General features: G+C 73.9%; 13 protein-coding genes. 8 read left to right on the top strand and 5 right to left on the bottom strand.

Annotation, left to right across the window (positions count from 1 at the left end):
- Positions 1 to 134: 134 nt before the first annotated feature.
- Genes F9B16_RS32110 through F9B16_RS32100 form a run of 3 tightly spaced genes read left to right on the top strand, consistent with a single transcriptional unit; the run spans position 135 to position 3,960 of the window.
- On the top strand, positions 135 to 1,673 hold the full coding sequence (locus tag F9B16_RS32110) for an aldehyde dehydrogenase family protein (protein ID WP_225992129.1): 1,539 nt from the start codon (positions 135 to 137) through the stop codon (positions 1,671 to 1,673).
- A 9-nt stretch (positions 1,674 to 1,682) separates the two neighbouring features.
- Positions 1,683 to 2,825 (top strand): NAD(P)/FAD-dependent oxidoreductase, encoded by a 1,143-nt coding sequence (locus tag F9B16_RS32105; protein WP_151543973.1) that lies wholly within the window; start codon positions 1,683 to 1,685, stop codon positions 2,823 to 2,825.
- Complete coding sequence (locus tag F9B16_RS32100) at positions 2,818 to 3,960, top strand: Glu/Leu/Phe/Val family dehydrogenase (protein ID WP_151543972.1); 1,143 nt, start codon at positions 2,818 to 2,820, stop codon at positions 3,958 to 3,960. Before F9B16_RS32105 ends, F9B16_RS32100 begins: the two co-directional genes overlap by 8 nt.
- Here the strand turns inward: F9B16_RS32100 and F9B16_RS32095 are convergent.
- The 4 genes from F9B16_RS32095 to F9B16_RS32080 form a co-directional block, all read right to left on the bottom strand.
- Entirely contained in the window at positions 3,938 to 4,864 is a 927-nt protein-coding gene (locus F9B16_RS32095; protein ID WP_151543971.1) for a LysR family transcriptional regulator, read from the bottom strand. The two genes, F9B16_RS32100 and F9B16_RS32095, sit on opposite strands and share 23 nt — an antisense overlap.
- Positions 4,865 to 4,930: 66 nt before the next feature.
- Positions 4,931 to 6,970 carry a phenylacetic acid degradation bifunctional protein PaaZ gene (gene paaZ, locus F9B16_RS32090; RefSeq protein WP_151543970.1) on the bottom strand — a complete coding sequence of 680 codons (2,040 nt, stop codon included), beginning with the start codon at positions 6,968 to 6,970 and terminating at the stop codon, positions 4,931 to 4,933.
- 122 nt (positions 6,971 to 7,092) lie between these two features.
- Positions 7,093 to 7,428: a hypothetical protein gene (locus tag F9B16_RS32085; protein ID WP_151543969.1), complete on the bottom strand. Its 336-nt coding sequence runs from the start codon at positions 7,426 to 7,428 to the stop codon at positions 7,093 to 7,095.
- A 25-nt stretch (positions 7,429 to 7,453) separates the two neighbouring features.
- Complete coding sequence (locus tag F9B16_RS32080; protein ID WP_225992128.1) at positions 7,454 to 8,575, bottom strand: zinc metalloprotease; 1,122 nt, start codon at positions 8,573 to 8,575, stop codon at positions 7,454 to 7,456.
- 220 nt (positions 8,576 to 8,795) lie between these two features.
- Between F9B16_RS32080 and F9B16_RS32075 the strand changes: the two genes are divergently transcribed.
- Genes F9B16_RS32075 through F9B16_RS32060 form a run of 4 tightly spaced genes read left to right on the top strand, consistent with a single transcriptional unit; the run spans position 8,796 to position 12,262 of the window.
- A complete protein-coding gene (locus tag F9B16_RS32075; protein ID WP_225992127.1) occupies positions 8,796 to 10,364 on the top strand; it encodes an AMP-binding protein in 1,569 nt (522 codons plus the stop codon).
- Positions 10,365 to 10,422: 58 nt separating this feature from the next.
- Positions 10,423 to 11,448 carry an L-glyceraldehyde 3-phosphate reductase gene (mgrA, locus tag F9B16_RS32070; protein ID WP_151543968.1) on the top strand — a complete coding sequence of 342 codons (1,026 nt, stop codon included), beginning with the start codon at positions 10,423 to 10,425 and terminating at the stop codon, positions 11,446 to 11,448.
- A 44-nt stretch (positions 11,449 to 11,492) separates the two neighbouring features.
- On the top strand, positions 11,493 to 11,945 hold the full coding sequence (locus F9B16_RS32065) for a YbhB/YbcL family Raf kinase inhibitor-like protein (protein WP_151543967.1): 453 nt from the start codon (positions 11,493 to 11,495) through the stop codon (positions 11,943 to 11,945).
- The gene (locus F9B16_RS32060) at positions 11,942 to 12,262 is read left to right on the top strand and encodes a DUF6343 family protein (RefSeq protein WP_192809090.1); all 321 of its coding nucleotides are present in this window, start codon (positions 11,942 to 11,944) and stop codon (positions 12,260 to 12,262) included. The genes F9B16_RS32065 and F9B16_RS32060 overlap by 4 nt, the downstream gene beginning before the upstream one ends.
- Here the strand turns inward: F9B16_RS32060 and F9B16_RS32055 are convergent, their stop codons facing one another.
- The gene (locus tag F9B16_RS32055) at positions 12,263 to 13,144 is read right to left on the bottom strand and encodes a helix-turn-helix transcriptional regulator (protein WP_225992126.1); all 882 of its coding nucleotides are present in this window, start codon (positions 13,142 to 13,144) and stop codon (positions 12,263 to 12,265) included.
- Between the two features lie 102 nt (positions 13,145 to 13,246).
- Between F9B16_RS32055 and F9B16_RS32050 the strand changes: the two genes are divergently transcribed.
- Positions 13,247 to 14,677 carry an MFS transporter gene (locus tag F9B16_RS32050; protein WP_151543965.1) on the top strand — a complete coding sequence of 477 codons (1,431 nt, stop codon included), beginning with the start codon at positions 13,247 to 13,249 and terminating at the stop codon, positions 14,675 to 14,677.
- Positions 14,678 to 14,778 lie beyond the last annotated feature (101 nt).

Below are 14,778 nucleotides of genomic sequence, written 5' to 3'. Positions count from 1 at the left end.
GTTGTCAGGTGGCCAAGGGATGCTTAACGCGCGTGCTCGGCGGGCGAAGCGTCAGCCGGGCTTGGCCTCGCGGTAAGCAAGCCGCGCTCTGCCCGATCTTGGCCGCGCCCGGCGGCCGGTTCAGTGTGGGAACCGTGCTCACCTCCGTCATCGGCGGCGCCCGGATCCCGGCGGGGCCGCGCTCGTACCGCTCCACCGATCCCTCCCGGACCGCGGACCTGGTCGCGGAGGTGTCCCTCGCGGACGCCGCCGGCCTCGCCGGGGCCTGCCGGGCGGCGCGCGCGGCGCAGGACGCCTGGCGCGACGTGCCGGCGCCGGTCCGCGGGCAGGTCGTCGCGTCGATCGGCTGGCTCGTCGAGGCGAACAAGCCCGCGCTGGCGCGCGTCGTCGCCCGCGAGGTCGGCAAGCCGTACGCCGAGGCGCTCGGCGAGGTCCAGGAGATCGCCGACACGTGCGCGTTCTTCCTCGGCGAGGGCCGGCGGCTGTACGGGCAGACCGTCCCGTCCGAGATGCCGGACAAGCAGCTGTTCACGTTCCGGGACCCGGTCGGCGTCGTCGCCGTGATCACGGCGGGGAACTTCCCGGTCGCGGTTCCGTCCTGGTACATCGTCCCGGCGCTGCTGTGCGGGAACGCGGTGGTGTGGAAGCCCGCCGAGTACGCGGCGGCGTGCGCCGAGGCGTTCTACCAGCTGTTCGCGCACGCGGGGCTGCCGGACGGGGTGCTCAACGTCGTCTACGCCGACGGCCCGGAGACCTACGCCGGGCTGGAGCAGGCGCTCGGCGAGGGGCTCGTCGACAAGGTCGGGTTCACCGGGTCCACGGAGGTCGGGTCGCGGATCGGCGAGCTGTGCGGACGGCACCTGCAGACGCCGTGCCTGGAACTCGGCGGGAAGAACCCGATGGTGGTGACCGAGGACGCCGACCTGCCGCTCGCCGTCGAAGGGGCCCTGTTCTCCGGATTCGGCACGGCCGGGCAGCGCTGCACGTCCCTCGGCACCGTGATCGTGCACGAGTCGCTGCACGGCGCGTTCGTCCGGCTGCTGGACGAGGCGGTGCGCGCCGCGCCGGTCGGCGACCCGTTCGAGGACGTCCTGTACGGCCCGCTGATCAGCGAGCGGTTCGCCGACGGGTTCGAGAAGACGCTCGGCTGGATCCGCGACGGCCATGCCGTGCACGGCTCGTCCGGCATCGGGCGGATCACGGCGGCGAACCCGCGCGCCGGGTTCGCCGGCGACCCCGAGCCCGGGCTCTTCTACCACCCGGTGATCGTGGACGGCGTCGGCCCCGGCGACGAGCTGTTCATGAACGAGACGTTCGGCCCGATCGCCGGCGTCGCCCCGTACCGGACGCTGGACGAGGCGATCGCGCTGGCGAACGCGCCCGGATACGGCCTGTCCGCGTCGATCTACACGACGGACCCGGCGAAGGTGTTCCGGTTCCGGCGGCGGATCTCCGCCGGGATGGTCAGCGTGAACAACTCGACGTCCGGCGCGGAGGCGCACCTGCCGTTCGGCGGGAACGGGCGGTCCGGCAACGGCAGCCGCCAGTCGGGCGTCTGGGTGCTGGACCAGTTCACCCGCTGGCAGTCGATGAACTGGGACCATTCCGGGCGGCTGCAGAAGGCGCAGATGGACGTCGCCGAGATCGTCCCCGACCTGGGCTTCCGGCTGTAGGGGCGAGCGATGGGGCACGAGGCGGACGTCGTCGTCATCGGCGGCGGGGTGATGGGGACGAGCATCGCGTTCCACCTCGCCGAGGCCGGGGTGCGGGTGGTGCTGGCCGAGCGGGACGAGCTGGGCTCCGGGTCGACGTGCAAGGCGGCGGGCGGGGTCCGGGCGCAGTTCTCCGACGAGGTGAACATCCGCCTCGGCGCCCGCAGCCTGGAGGCGTTCGCGCGGTTCGGCGAGCGTCCCGGGCAGGAGATCGACCTGCACCGGGTCGGGTACCTGTTCCTGCTGTCGCGGCCCGAGGACGTCGCCGCGTTCGAGGAGAGCGTCGCCCTGCAGAACGAGCTCGGCGTGCCCAGCCGGATGATCACGGTGGCGGAGGCGCGGCGGCTGTCCCCGCTCATCGAGACCGGCGGTCTCCTCGCCGCCGCGTTCTCCCCCGACGACGGGCACTGCACGCCGGAGTCGGTCGTCCTCGGGTACGCGACCGCCGCGCGGCGGCACGGCGCGACGCTGCTGACGCACTGCGAGGTGCTCGGGATCGACGCGCCCGGCGGCGAGGTCCGGGCGGTGGAGACCTCGCGTGGACGGATCGCCGCGTCCGCCGTCGTGTGCGCCGCCGGTGCGTGGTCGGCGCGGGTGGGCGCGATGGCGGGCGTCGACCTGCCGGTGGAACCGCTGCGGCGGCAGATCGCGTTCACCGGGCCGATGCCGGACCTGCCGCGTCCCGTGCCGATGACGATCGACTTCACGACCTCGTTCTACTTCCACGGCGAGGGCGAGGGGCTGATGCTCGGCATGTCCGACCCGGACGAGCGGCCCGGCTTCCTGCTCGACCGGACGGACGCGTGGCTGCCGCGGCTCACCGGCGCCATCGCCGCCCGCGCGCCGCGCCTCCTCGACGCCGGCCTCGCCGGCGGATGGGCCGGGCTGTACGAGGTCACCCCCGACCACAACGCGCTGATCGGCGAGGACGGCCGGGTGTCCCGGTTCCTGTACGCGACCGGGTTCTCCGGCCACGGGTTCCTGCAGGGCCCGGCGGTCGGCGAGGTCGTCCGCGACCTGTACCTGCGCCGCGAGCCCTTCGTGGACGTCGCTCCCCTGCACGCCGCGCGGTTCGCCGGCGACCGCCCCCGCCCGGAGATCAACTGTGTCTGACGTGCTCGCGCTGATGGACGAGTGGGGCCCCGAGCGGGTCGTGTGCGTGTCGGACGCCCGGACCGGGATGCGCGGCGTCCTCGTCATCGACAACACCGCCCTCGGCATGGGCAAGGGCGGCATGCGGATGAGCCCGGCCGTGACGGTCGCGGAGGTCGCGCGGCTCGCCCGCGTGATGACCTACAAGTGGGCGGGCGCCGACCTGTTCTTCGGCGGCGCGAAGGCGGGGATCGCGGCCGACCCCGCGTCCCCGGACCGGGAGGCGGTCCTGCGGGCGTTCGTGCGGGCGCTGGCGCAGGAGATCCCGGCCCGGTACGTCGCGGGCCTCGACATGGGGCTGACGGAGCGGGACGCGGCGATCGTCCAGGACGAGCTGGGCGACCGCGGCGCGGCGGTCGGCACCCCGCACGCGCTGGGCGGCATGCCCTACGACGAGCTGGGCGTCACCGGGTACGGGGTCGCGGAGGCCGCCGACGCCGCCGCGCGCGACGCCGGTCTGGAGCTGTCCGGCGCGCGGGTCGCGGTGCAGGGGTTCGGCGCGGTCGGGCACGCCGCCGCGCGCCGCCTGGCGGAGCTGGGCGCGACCGTGGTCGCGGTGTCGACCGTCCACGGCGCGCTGCACGACCCCGACGGCCTGGACGTCGCGCGCCTCCTCGCGCTGCGCGGCGAGGCCGGCGACGCGGCGGTGAAGGAGTACGGCGGACGGCTCCTCGACGTGGGCGCCGAGCTGCTGGTGCCCGCGGACGTCCTCGTCCCGGCCGCGCTGCAGGACGTGATCGGCGAGGACGTCGCCGGCCGGATCCAGGCGCGGATCGTCGTGGAGGGCGCGAACCTGCCGACCGACCGCGCGGCGCAGCGGGTCCTCGCGGCGCGGGGCGTCACGGTCGTCCCGGACTTCGTGGCGAACGCCGGAGGCGTCGTCGCGGCCGGGTACGCGATGGACGCCCGCTACTCGGCGTTCCGACCCGATCCCGGCGCGGTGTTCGCGGCGGTCTCGTCGAAGATGCGCGACAACACCGCGAAGGTGCTCGCCGCCGCCCGCGCGCAGGGCACGACCACGCACGAGGCGGCGCTGGCGCTCGCGCAGGAGCGCGTGCGCGCCGCGATGGAGCTCAAGGGCCGGTGGCGCCGCTGATCTCCGCCTCCACGTCGCGCGCCACGTCCATCAGCCCGCGCATGGCGTCCTTCACCAGCGGGTTGCTGTTGGAGGTGCGGCGCAGCACGGTCACGTGGCGGCGCGGCGTGCGGCGGCTCAGCCGCAGCGTCCGCAGGCCCGGATGCGGGACGCAGCCGAGCGCCGGGACGAGCGCGATGCCGAGGCCGCAGCCGACGAGCCCGCACACCACCGCGTAGTCGTTGCTGCGGAAAGCGATGTTCGGCGTGAACCCGGCGGTGCCGCACAGCCGCAGCAGCGCCTGCGCGCCGCAGCTGTCGGGGCGGCTGGCGATCCACGTCTCCGACCGCAGGTCCCGCAGCCGCGCGGTGCGCCGGCCCGCCAGCGGATGCCCGGCCGGGACGCACAGCACCAGGTTCTCGTGCATCACCGGCGTCTCGATGATCTGGTCGGGCCAGCCGCGCGGGAACAGGTCGTACCGGTAGACGAGCTGGAGGTCGAGGTCGCCGTCCAGCAGCTCCGGCAGCAGCTCGTCCGGCTCGCCCTCGGACAGCTTGATCTCGATGCCGGGCCGGATCCGCGACAGCTCCGCCAGCACCCGCGGCAGGATGCGGGCGCTGGCGGTCGGGAAGCTGCCGAGCCGCAGCGCGCCGCGCTCGCCGCTGGCGACGGTGCGCAGCTCCCGCTCCAGCGTGGCGATCGCCGACAGCACGTCGTTGCCCTTGCTGACCAGCAGGAACGCCGCGCTGGTCGGCCGCACGCTGCGGGCCCGGCGCTCGAACAGCACCAGCCCGCAGGCGCGCTCCAGCGCGGCGACCTGCTGGGAGACGGCGGACGCGGTGTACCCGAGGTTGCGGGCCGCGTCCGCGAACGACCCGGTGCGCACGACCTCGCGCACGGTCTGGATGTGCAGGGGACTGATCATCGGTGGGTGCTCCCCGTCGACCGGCGGCGCTTCGACGTCTCCCCGCGGACGCCCCCTTCTTCCGTTCTAGTCGTGCGCGGGCCGTTTGGCCACCAGCGTCAGCACGTCGTACTTGGCGACGGACGCGCCGTCCTGGTTGGTGACGTCGGTGTCCCAGCGGACCTCGCCGTAGCCGGCGCCCTCGCGCGGCGAGATCTGCTTGGCGGTCAGCGTCACCGTCAGCTCGTCGCCGGGCTTCACCGGGGTGAGGAACCGCAGGTTCTCCAGCCCGTAGTTCGCCAGGACGGGCCCCGGCGCGGGCTCGACGAACAGCCCCGCCGCGAACGACACGACGAGGTAGCCGTGCGCGACCCGGCCGCCGAACAGCGGGTTCTTGCGGGCCGCCTCCTCGTCGGTGTGCGCGTAGAAGGTGTCGCCGGTGAACTCGGCGAAGTGCGCGATGTCGTCGAGCGTGACGACGCGGGGCCCGCCGACGGCGGTGTCGCCGACCCGCAGGTCCTCCAGGTGCTTGCGGAACGGGTGCTCGTCGGTGACGGTGCGGTCGGTGCCGGGCACCCAGCGGCCGGTGAGCGCGGTGAGCATCGCGGGACCGGCCTGGACGGCGGTGCGCCGCATGTGGTGCACGACCCCGCGGATCCCGCCCATCTCCTCGCCGCCGCCGGCGCGTCCCGGGCCGCCGTGGACGAGCGCGGGCAGCGGCGACCCGTGCCCGGTGGACTCCTTGGCGTCCTCGGAGTTCAGCACCAGCAGCCGCCCGTGCCAGGGCGCCAGGCCGAGGACGACGTCACGCGCGAACTCCGCGTCCGCGGTCACCACGGACCCGGCGAGGCTGCCCCGGCCGCGCGCCGCGAGCGCGATCGCGTCCGCCGCGTCCGCGTACGGCATGAGCGTGCTGACCGGGCCGAACGCCTCGACCTCGTGCGGCTCGGCGCGCCCGGTGTCGTCGGCGCGCAGCAGCACCGGCGACATGAACGCGCCGCGCTCGGCGTCCGCGCCCTTCACCTCGACCCGCTCCGGGTCGCCGAACACGATCCGGCCCGCGTCCGTCAGCGCCTTGAGCGACCGGCGGACCTCCTCGCGCTGGTCGAGGGTGGCGAGCGCGCCCATCCGCACGTCCGGGTCGGCCGGGTTCCCGACCGTCACCCTCGCCAGCCGCTCCTGGACGGCCTCCGTCACGGCGTCGATCAGCGCGGCGGGGACGAGCGCGCGGCGGATCGCGGTGCACTTCTGCCCGGCCTTGACGGTCATCTCCGCGACGAGCTGCTTGACGTACAGGTCGAACTCGGGCGTGCCGGGCGCCGCGTCCGGGCCGAGGACCGAGCAGTTCAGCGAGTCGGCCTCGGCGTTGAACCGGACGGCGTTGCCGACGATCGCCGGATGCGTGCGGAGCAGCCGCGCCGTCGAGGCCGAGCCGGTGAACGCCACGATGTCCTGCTCGGTGAGGTGGTCGAGCAGGTCGCGCGGGTCGCCGCAGACCATCTGGACGCTGCCCTCCGGCAGGATCCCCGACTCCACGACCAGCTCGACCAGCCGGGCCGTCAGGTACGCGGTCTGGCTCGCGGGCTTGATCAGGCTCGGCATGCCGGCGAGGAACGCGGGCGCGAGCTTCTCCAGCGGCCCCCACACCGGGAAGTTGAACGCGTTGATCTGCACCGCGACGCCGTGCGACGGGGTGCACAGATGCTGGCCGACGAACGTGCCGCCCTTGCCGAGCGGCTCGACGGCGCCCTCCACCAGCACCGTGTCGTTCGGCAGCTCGCGCTTGCCCTTGCTCGCATAGCCGAACAGCACGCCGATGCCGCCGTCGACGTCGAACTTGGAGTCGCCCAGCGTGGCGCCCGTCCGCGCGGACAGCGCGTACAGCTCCTCGCGGTGCTCCCGCAGGTGGGACGCCAGCGCCTTCAGCAGCGCGGCGCGCTGGTGGAACGTCAGCTCCCGCAGCACCGGCCCGCCGACCGCCCGCCCGTGGTCCAGGGCGGCGCCCATGTCGACCCCGGCGGAGGAGATCCGCGCGATCTCCTCCCCCGTGACGGCGTCGTGCAACGGCGCCCCCTCGTCCTCCGGAGCACGCCATGAACCCGACACATAGCTGCGCAGCACGACCACCGGGACCTCCTCGTCCGCATATCTCTGGTTCTTCCTGCCACGATCGGCGCGCGTTCACGCCTTGCAGACATGACAGCCCAGGACGGGTTTCTTTGTCGACATGCTGCTTTGCGGCAAGAGCGTCAGTTCTCGACGAGGAGCCTGTCGCCGTCGTCCCTGGAGACGGACATGACGAGCGGTGCTTCGTGCCCGCCGGGGAAGTCGACGGCGATCCGCTCCGGTCCCCGCCGCTCCCAGCGGCCCTTGCGCTCGGCGAGGCGGTCGTCGGGAGCGGGACGGTGCTCGGTGACGGTGCCGTCCGGGCGGAACTCCAGGCGCCGCCGCGGGCGGCGGGCCGGAGGGAGCGGCCGGCCTTCCGGCCGGTACACCGCCGCGGCCGGGGTGTCCTCCTCGAAGGCGTGGACCCACGTGCCCGTGACGGGGGCCGGCGTGCCTTCGGTGCCGCTTCCTCCGGTCATGGCGCCTCCTCCGGCGATCGTCCCCTCATCCGCCGAAGCGGTGGCCGACGAGCCCGAGCGCGTCGTGGATGTCGGTCAGGGCCTCCCGGGTCAGGCGCTCGGTGTCGTGGAGCAGCCGTTCGACGTCGGCGTCCTGGGCGACGTACCCCGGAGTCTGGGCCTCCGCCGGCCTCGTCTCGGGCGCGGGCGCGGCGGGCGTCGCGGGCGCGGCCTGGTGCGCCACGAGGAACGACGCGCGCGTCCCCTCGAGGCAGGCGTTGACCCGCTCGCGCTGGCCGCGGGTGAACATGAACATGCTGTCGTCGTCCACGTAGTCCATATAGTTCATGAACATGTCGCCGTTCGGCCCGTTGTTGCAGCTGACGTGCGGGAACGCCGGCTTGCCCACGTTGGAGTCCGCCTGGTTCGGCGTGTCCGCGACGCGGTCGTCGTTGCTGCACGCGCCGTCGTCGTCGCCCCAGATGTGGAACAGGTCGAGCCAGTGCCCGATCTCGTGCGTCGCCGTGCGGCCGCCGTTGTACGGGGCAGCGGCGGTGCCGGTCGTCCCGAAGGCCGAGTGCAGGATGACCACGCCGTCGGTCTGCGGCGGGCCGCCGGGGAACTGCGCATAGCCCAGCAGGCCCTCGCCCAGCTGGCACACCCACAGGTTGAGGTACTGGTCGCTCGGCCAAGGGTCGGCGCCGCCGCTGGCCGCCGCCTTCACGGCGTCGTGCGAGTCGAAGCCGGTGCGGTCCGTCTCGGCCCTGACGATCCCTTCCGTCGGGGCGCCGTGCGGATCCACGGTCGCGAGCGCGAACTCGACCTCGATGTCGGCCACCAGCGGCTTCCACGCGTCCGGCACCCGCGACACGTCGGGGTTGGCGGCGCGGAAGTCCCGGTTGAGGACGTCGATCTGGCTGTGGATCTGCGCGTCGCCGATGTTCTGCGCCGGGGTGCTCGGGTTGTGCACCACGTGGACGACGACCGGGATGGTCACCACGCCGCTGCGGACGGAGGCGCGCCGTCCGGTCTCGTACTGGAGAGCCCGGTTCTCGATGCGGGCGCGCTGCGCCCGGTAGGTCATGCTCTCGTTCAGCAGCCGGCGGTGGACGTGCATGGCGCCGCACAGGTCGCGCGACGGGGCCGGGAAGGGGTTGTACTCGGTCATGGTGGTCCTCTCGGATCTCGCGGCCGAGGCCCGCCTCTCCCGCGCGGGCCTCCCCCTGCCGTGCCGGGAGCCCTACCAACCACCACCGGCACCCTAAGCTCGAAAAGCCGCAAACTACCGTCAAACCCCCAGACGTATACATTTCACTCGGCATTCACGACCCGCCCGAACGAAGTTACAGATCTTGATGATCTGTTCCTCCGTTCACTACGCTGCGCGCATGCCCACCCTCTCCCGCGTCTCCGCCGAGCTGACCGGCCTGCGCGCCGCCGCCCGCGCGGGGATGATCGGCCCGATGCCGCCGGCCGCGCTGCTGCGGGCGGCGCGCGCCCTGCGCGCCTACGGGCCGCTCGGCGCCGTCACCTCGCTGCCCGCCCAGCGCTTCCCCGACCGCGTCGGGCTCGTGGACGAGCGGGGCCCGCTGACGTTCGCCGAGCTGGAGCGGCGCTGCAACGCCCTCGCCAACGCGTTCCGGGAACGCGGCGTCGGCCCGGACTCCACCGTCGGCATCCTGTGCCGCAACCACCGCGGCCTGCTGGAGGCGATGTCGGCGGCGGCCAAGACCGGCGCGTCCGTGCTGTTCCTCAACACCGACTTCGCCGCGCCGCAGCTGCGCGACGCCGTGACCCGCGAGGGCGTCACCGTCCTGGTGCACGACGAGGAGTTCGCGGCGGTCGCCGGCGGCCTCGACCTGCCCCGCCACACCGACGCCGATCTCGACGGCCTCATCGCCGAAGGCGGCACCGCTCCCCCGCCCGCGCCGTTCCGGCACGGCTCGATGGTGATCCTCACCAGCGGCACGTCCGGCCGGCCGAAGGGCGCGCCGCGCTCGCAGTCGCCGTCGATGGCGCTGCCCGGCGGCATCCTGTCGAAGGTGCCGTTCCGGGGCCGCGAGGCGATGTTCGTCGGCCCGCCGCTGTTCCACGGGTTCGGGCTGACCTGCGCCGTCCTCGCGCTCGGCCTCGGCTCCACCCTCGTGCTGCGCCGCCGCTTCGACGCCGCCGCGGTCCTGGCCGATCTCGAAGAGCACCGCTGCACGTCGCTGATCGCCGTCCCGGTGATGCTGAACCGGCTGCTCGCCTCGCCCGACCTCGACGCCCGCGACCTGTCCCGGCTCAAGGTGATCCTCACGGGCGGAGCGCGGCTGGACCCCGACCTCGCCCGCCGCACCGCCGAGGCGTTCGGGCCCGTCCTGCACAACTTCTACGGCTCCACCGAGGCGTCCTGCATCACCATCGCCACGCCCGAGGACCTCGCCGCCGCGCCCGGCTGCGTCGGACGCCCGCCCGCCGGCACGACCGTCGCGATCCTCGGCGACGACGACCGCCCCGTCGCCCCCGGCGCGACCGGCCGGATCTTCGTCGACTCGCCCGCCCGGTTCGGCGGCTACACCGGCGGGGGCGGCAAGGAGGAGGTCGGCGGGCTGATGGCCGTCGGCGACCTCGGCCACGTCGACGAGGGCGGCCGGCTGCACGTGGACGGCCGCGCCGACGACATGATCGTCTCCGGCGGCGAGAACGTCCACCCGGGCGAGGTCGAAGACCTGCTGGCCGCGCATCCCGCCATCGCCGAGGCCGCCGTCGTCGGCGTCCCCGACGAGGAGTTCGGCCAGCGCCTGCGCGCCTTCGTCGTCGCCGCCGGCGGCGGGGGCCTCGGCGAGGACGACGTGAAGAAGCACGTCGCCGCCAACCTCGCCCGCCACAAGGTCCCGCGCGAGGTCGTCTTCCTCGACGCCCTCCCCCGCAACCCGGCGGGCAAGGTCCTCAAACACACCCTCCCCGAGCCCTGACCGGCCGCGCCGCCCACCATCGTGAGGTCCCGCGCGGCGGGCTGAAATACTCGTGACCATGACTTACACGGCCGACGGCGACCGATACGAACGACTTCCCTACCGGCGGTGCGGGCGCAGCGGGCTGCGGCTCCCCGCGATCTCGCTCGGGCTGTGGCACAACTTCGGCGACGACCGCCCGATCGACGTCCAGCGGGCGATCCTGCGGCGGGCGTTCGACCTCGGGGTGACGCACTTCGACCTCGCCAACAACTACGGGCCGCCCTACGGGTCGGCGGAGACCAACTTCGGCCGCATCATGCGCGAGGACCTCGCGCCCTACCGGGACGAGCTGATCATCTCGACGAAGGCCGGCTACGACATGTGGCCCGGCCCGTACGGCGAATGGGGGTCGCGCAAGTACCTGCTCGCCAGCCTCGACCAGTCCCTGAAGCGGACGGGGCTGGACTACGTCGACATCTTCTACAGCCACCGGTTCGACCCGGACACGCCGCTGGAGGAGACGATGGGCGCGCTGGACCACGCCGTCCGGTCCGGGAAGGCGCTGTACGCGGGCATCTCGTCGTACTCGCCGAAGCGCACCGCGGAGGCCGCGCGGATCCTGCGGGAGATGGGGACGCCGCTGCTGATCCACCAGCCGTCCTACTCGATGCTGAACCGGTGGATCGAGGGCGGCCTGCTCGGCACCCTGGAGGAGGAGGGCGTCGGCTGCATCGCGTTCTCGCCGCTGGCGCAGGGCATGCTCACCGGCAAGTACCTCGGCGGCATCCCCGAGGGGTCGCGGGCCAGCAGGAACACCTCGTTCTCCAGCGACCTGCTCACCGAGGAGAACGTCCGGCACGTCCGGACGCTCGACGAGATCGCCCGGGGGCGCGGCCAGTCGCTCGCGCAGATGGCCCTCGCGTGGTCGCTGCGGGACGCGCGGGTCACCTCGGCGCTGATCGGCGCGAGCAGCGTCGCGCAGCTGGAGGAGAACCTCGCCGCGCTGGACCGGCTCGACTTCACGCCGGACGAGCTGGAGGCGATCGACCGGGACGCGGTGGAGGCGGGCATCAACATTTGGGCGGCGTCCAGCGCCGAGTAATCGGAGGTGTGCATCGTCCTTGCCGGACCGGGCACGACGGGCGCATGGAAGAGATGACGCTGCGCAGTGCCGCATTCGACGATCACACGCTCATGCCGTCGGAGTACTCGCACGACCGGGGCGACGTGTCGCCGCCGCTGGAGTGGTCGCCGGTCCCGGAGGAGGTGGTGGAGCTGGCGCTGGCCTGCGAGGACCCGGACGCCCCCGTCGGGACGTTCGCGCACTGGCTGGTCGCCGGCATCGACCCCGTCACCACCGGCCTGGACGCCGGGGAGCAGCCGACCGGCGCGGTCCTCGGCCGCAACGACTACGGGACGGAGGGCTACGGCGGGCCGAAGCCGCCGGCCGGCGACGACCCGCACCGCTACTTCTTCCGCCTGTACGGGCTGTCGGAGCCGTCCGGGCTGCGGGACGGCTTCACCGCGGAGGAGCTGCGGGACGCCGTCGAGGACAAGGTCGTGGCGTCGGGCACGCTCGTCGGCACGTTCGCCCGGTGACCGCCGGGAGCCCGGGGCCTGACGACGACCGCCGCGACGACGAGGGCCGCGACGACGAGGGCTGCGACGACCACGAGGACCGCGAGCCGGCGGGGAACGAGCCGCTGACCGCGCGGAGCGCACTGGGCCTGCGGGCGGTCCTGTCGGGCGTCGCGCTGGTGGCGGCGGCCGCGGCGGCCATCGTGTTCGGCATCGTCGCGAACCGCGACGGGAGCGGGACGGCCTGGGGCGCGGCGGTGGTCTGCGTGATCGTCGCCGCGATCGCGGCGGCGGACCTCGCGGTGATCGCGCGCCGCGCCCGCGCCCGGGGCCGCTGATCAGTGCCGGTGGGACGGCGCGGCCAGCTCGGGGTGGGCCAGCAGCCAGGAGATCCGCTCGCGGCTCTCGTCGTCGGTGGGCGTGTAGACGACCAGCCGGGCGCCCGCCGACCCGGTGATGTCGAGGTTGGTGGTGCGGGTGCGGATCTCCTCCACCACGGGGTGCCGGAACACCTTCACGCGCGGGCCCGGCAGGGCGACCTCGTGCTCGGCCCACAGCCGCGCGAACTCCGGGTTGGCCGCCTGGAGCCGCTGGACCAGCTCCTTCCAGCCCGGCTCGTTCATGTGCCGGCTGTAGCGGTACCGGAACACCGCGACGTGCATCGGCATCTCCTCGGCCATGTTCCCGACCGGGTTGCAGCACGACGGCGTCGTGAACGTGATCCACATCGTGTTGCGCTCGCACGGCGGGAACGTCTCGAGGCACGGGAAGATCGCCGTGAAGGCGGCGTTCCAGGCGAGCACGTCCGAGCGGGCGTTGCACACCGCCGCGGGCAGCGGCAGCAGCTCGTCGAGGATCGTCTGCATGTCCTCGGGCAGCTGCCGGGCCTCGTCCGGCGGCTCCGCCTCCGGCACCTCGGCGAGCCGGTACAGGTGCTCGCGCTCGGCGCCGTCGAGGCGCAGCGTGCGGGCCACGGCGTCCAGCACCTGGGTGCTGGCGTTGATCGGGCGGCCCTGCTCGAGCCAGGTGTACCAGGTGACGCCGACCCCAGCGAGCTGCGCGACCTCCTCGCGGCGCAGGCCGGGCGTGCGGCGCCGCTGCCCCGGCGGCATGCCGACCTCGTGCGGGGTGATCCGCTCGCGCCTGCTGCGCAGGAACTCCGCCAGTTCGGTGCGGCGCCGGGACGTCCTGCGCCCGGTCGCCGTTCCGGTCGTCGTCACCGTTCCAGCCTGCCCTTCGCGCGGGGTCGTTGCCAGGTGCTGCCAGTACCAGTATCAAGGGGCTCTCGTTACCGGTACCGGATCGGCGCCAGTGTCGTTCCCATGACACAGACAACCGATCTGCGCGGGGTCATTCCCGAGCGGGATGCGCGGAGCGGTCCCGGAGGCCTCGTCCTCGGCCTCCTGCTGCTGGGACAGTTCATGGCCATCCTCGACGTGAACATCGTCAACGTGGCGCTGCCGACGATGCGGGCGGACCTGCACGCGTCCGGCGCGGGACTGCAGCTGATCGTCGCCGGCTACACCATCACCTACGCCGTGCTGCTGATCACGGGGGCGCGGCTCGGCGACATCGCCGGGCACCGCCGGACGTACCACGCCGGGCTGGCCGCCTTCACGGTGATGTCCCTGGCCTGCGGGCTGGCGCCGTCCACCTGGCCGCTGGTCGGGTTCCGGTTCCTGCAGGGCGCCGGGGCGGCGCTGATGACGCCGCAGGTGATGTCGATGATCCAGCGGAACTTCACCGGCGCGGCACGGGCGCGCGCGCTGGGCTTCTACTCGGCGGTGATCGCGGGCGGCGTGGTCGTCGGCCAGGCCGCCGGCGGGCTGCTGGTGAGCGCGGACCTGTTCGGCGCGGGCTGGCGGACGGTGTTCCTCGTCAACGTCCCGATCGGCGCGGTGCTGCTGGTGGCGGGGCCGCGGCTGCTGCCGCGCGACGGCGGCGGCGCGCGGGGCGGGGACCTCGACCTGCGGGGCTTGCTCACGCTGTCGCCGGCCGTGCTGCTGTTCGTCGTCCCGCTGATCCTCGGACACGAGCTGGGCTGGCCGCTATGGGGGTGGTTCTCGCTGGCGGCGAGCGCCGCGTTCCTCGCCGCGTTCGTCGCGGTGGAGCGGGGCGTGGCGGCGCGCGGCGGCCGGCCGCTGGTCTCGCCGCGGGTGCTGCGGGCGCCGCGGCTGCTGCCCGCCTGCGGGGCGCTCATGCTGGCGCCGGGGACGTGGGGTTCGTTCCTGTTCACGACGACGCTGCACCTGCAGGGCGACCTGAGGATGTCGCCGCTCCGGTCGGGGCTGGCGTTCGTGCCGTGCGTCGCCGCGTTCGCGCTGGTGGGGCTGAACTGGCAGCGGCTGCCCGTCCGCTGGCACCGGAGGGTGATCCCGGTGGGGTTCGCGATCGCGGCGGCGGGCTACCTGTGCGTCGGCCCGCTGGCCGGCGGCGGCGTCGCGTACGAGGCGCTCACCGCGGTGATCGGGTTCGGCCTCGGGGTCATGTCGATCATCATGACGGCGGGGCTGGAGCACGTCCCGGCCGCGGACGCGGCGGACGCCAGCGGGCTGCTGCTGACGCTGATGCAGATCAGCCAGGTGATCGGCGTCGCGACGATCGGGACGCTGTTCCTGACCGCGGCGGAGTCGAGCGGTTCGACCCGGCACGCCGAGTACGCGACCGGGTGGGCGCTGGGCGCGGTGGCGCTGGCCGGTACCGCGTTCACGGTGCTGCTGGCCCGCGGCCGGGCCGCCGCCCGCGACGCCTGACGCGCTCCCCGCCTTACGCGGAGCCTCAGTACGCGGTGAGGCGGGCGCGCGCGGCCTCCACGGCGGGCGGTAGGGGGCGACGCTCGCCTGCCAGCCGCGGC

Source organism: Actinomadura montaniterrae (assembly GCF_008923365.1).
Taxonomy (GTDB): domain Bacteria; phylum Actinomycetota; class Actinomycetes; order Streptosporangiales; family Streptosporangiaceae; genus Spirillospora; species Spirillospora montaniterrae.
The sequence above is the reverse complement of the archived record's forward strand: the minus strand, read 5'-3'. Positions and strand labels throughout refer to the sequence as shown.

Coding starts and splice junctions, on each gene's coding strand:
- F9B16_RS32105 (WP_151543973.1), top strand. CDS start 1,683: ATGGGGCACGAGGCGGACGTCGTCGTCATCGGCGGCGGGGTGATGGGG.
- F9B16_RS32095 (WP_151543971.1), bottom strand. CDS start 4,864: ATGATCAGTCCCCTGCACATCCAGACCGTGCGCGAGGTCGTGCGCACC.
- F9B16_RS32085 (WP_151543969.1), bottom strand. CDS start 7,428: ATGACCGGAGGAAGCGGCACCGAAGGCACGCCGGCCCCCGTCACGGGC.
- F9B16_RS32080 (WP_225992128.1), bottom strand. CDS start 8,575: ATGACCGAGTACAACCCCTTCCCGGCCCCGTCGCGCGACCTGTGCGGC.
- F9B16_RS32075 (WP_225992127.1), top strand. CDS start 8,796: ATGCCCACCCTCTCCCGCGTCTCCGCCGAGCTGACCGGCCTGCGCGCC.
- mgrA (WP_151543968.1), top strand. CDS start 10,423: ATGACTTACACGGCCGACGGCGACCGATACGAACGACTTCCCTACCGG.
- F9B16_RS32065 (WP_151543967.1), top strand. CDS start 11,493: ATGGAAGAGATGACGCTGCGCAGTGCCGCATTCGACGATCACACGCTC.
- F9B16_RS32050 (WP_151543965.1), top strand. CDS start 13,247: ATGACACAGACAACCGATCTGCGCGGGGTCATTCCCGAGCGGGATGCG.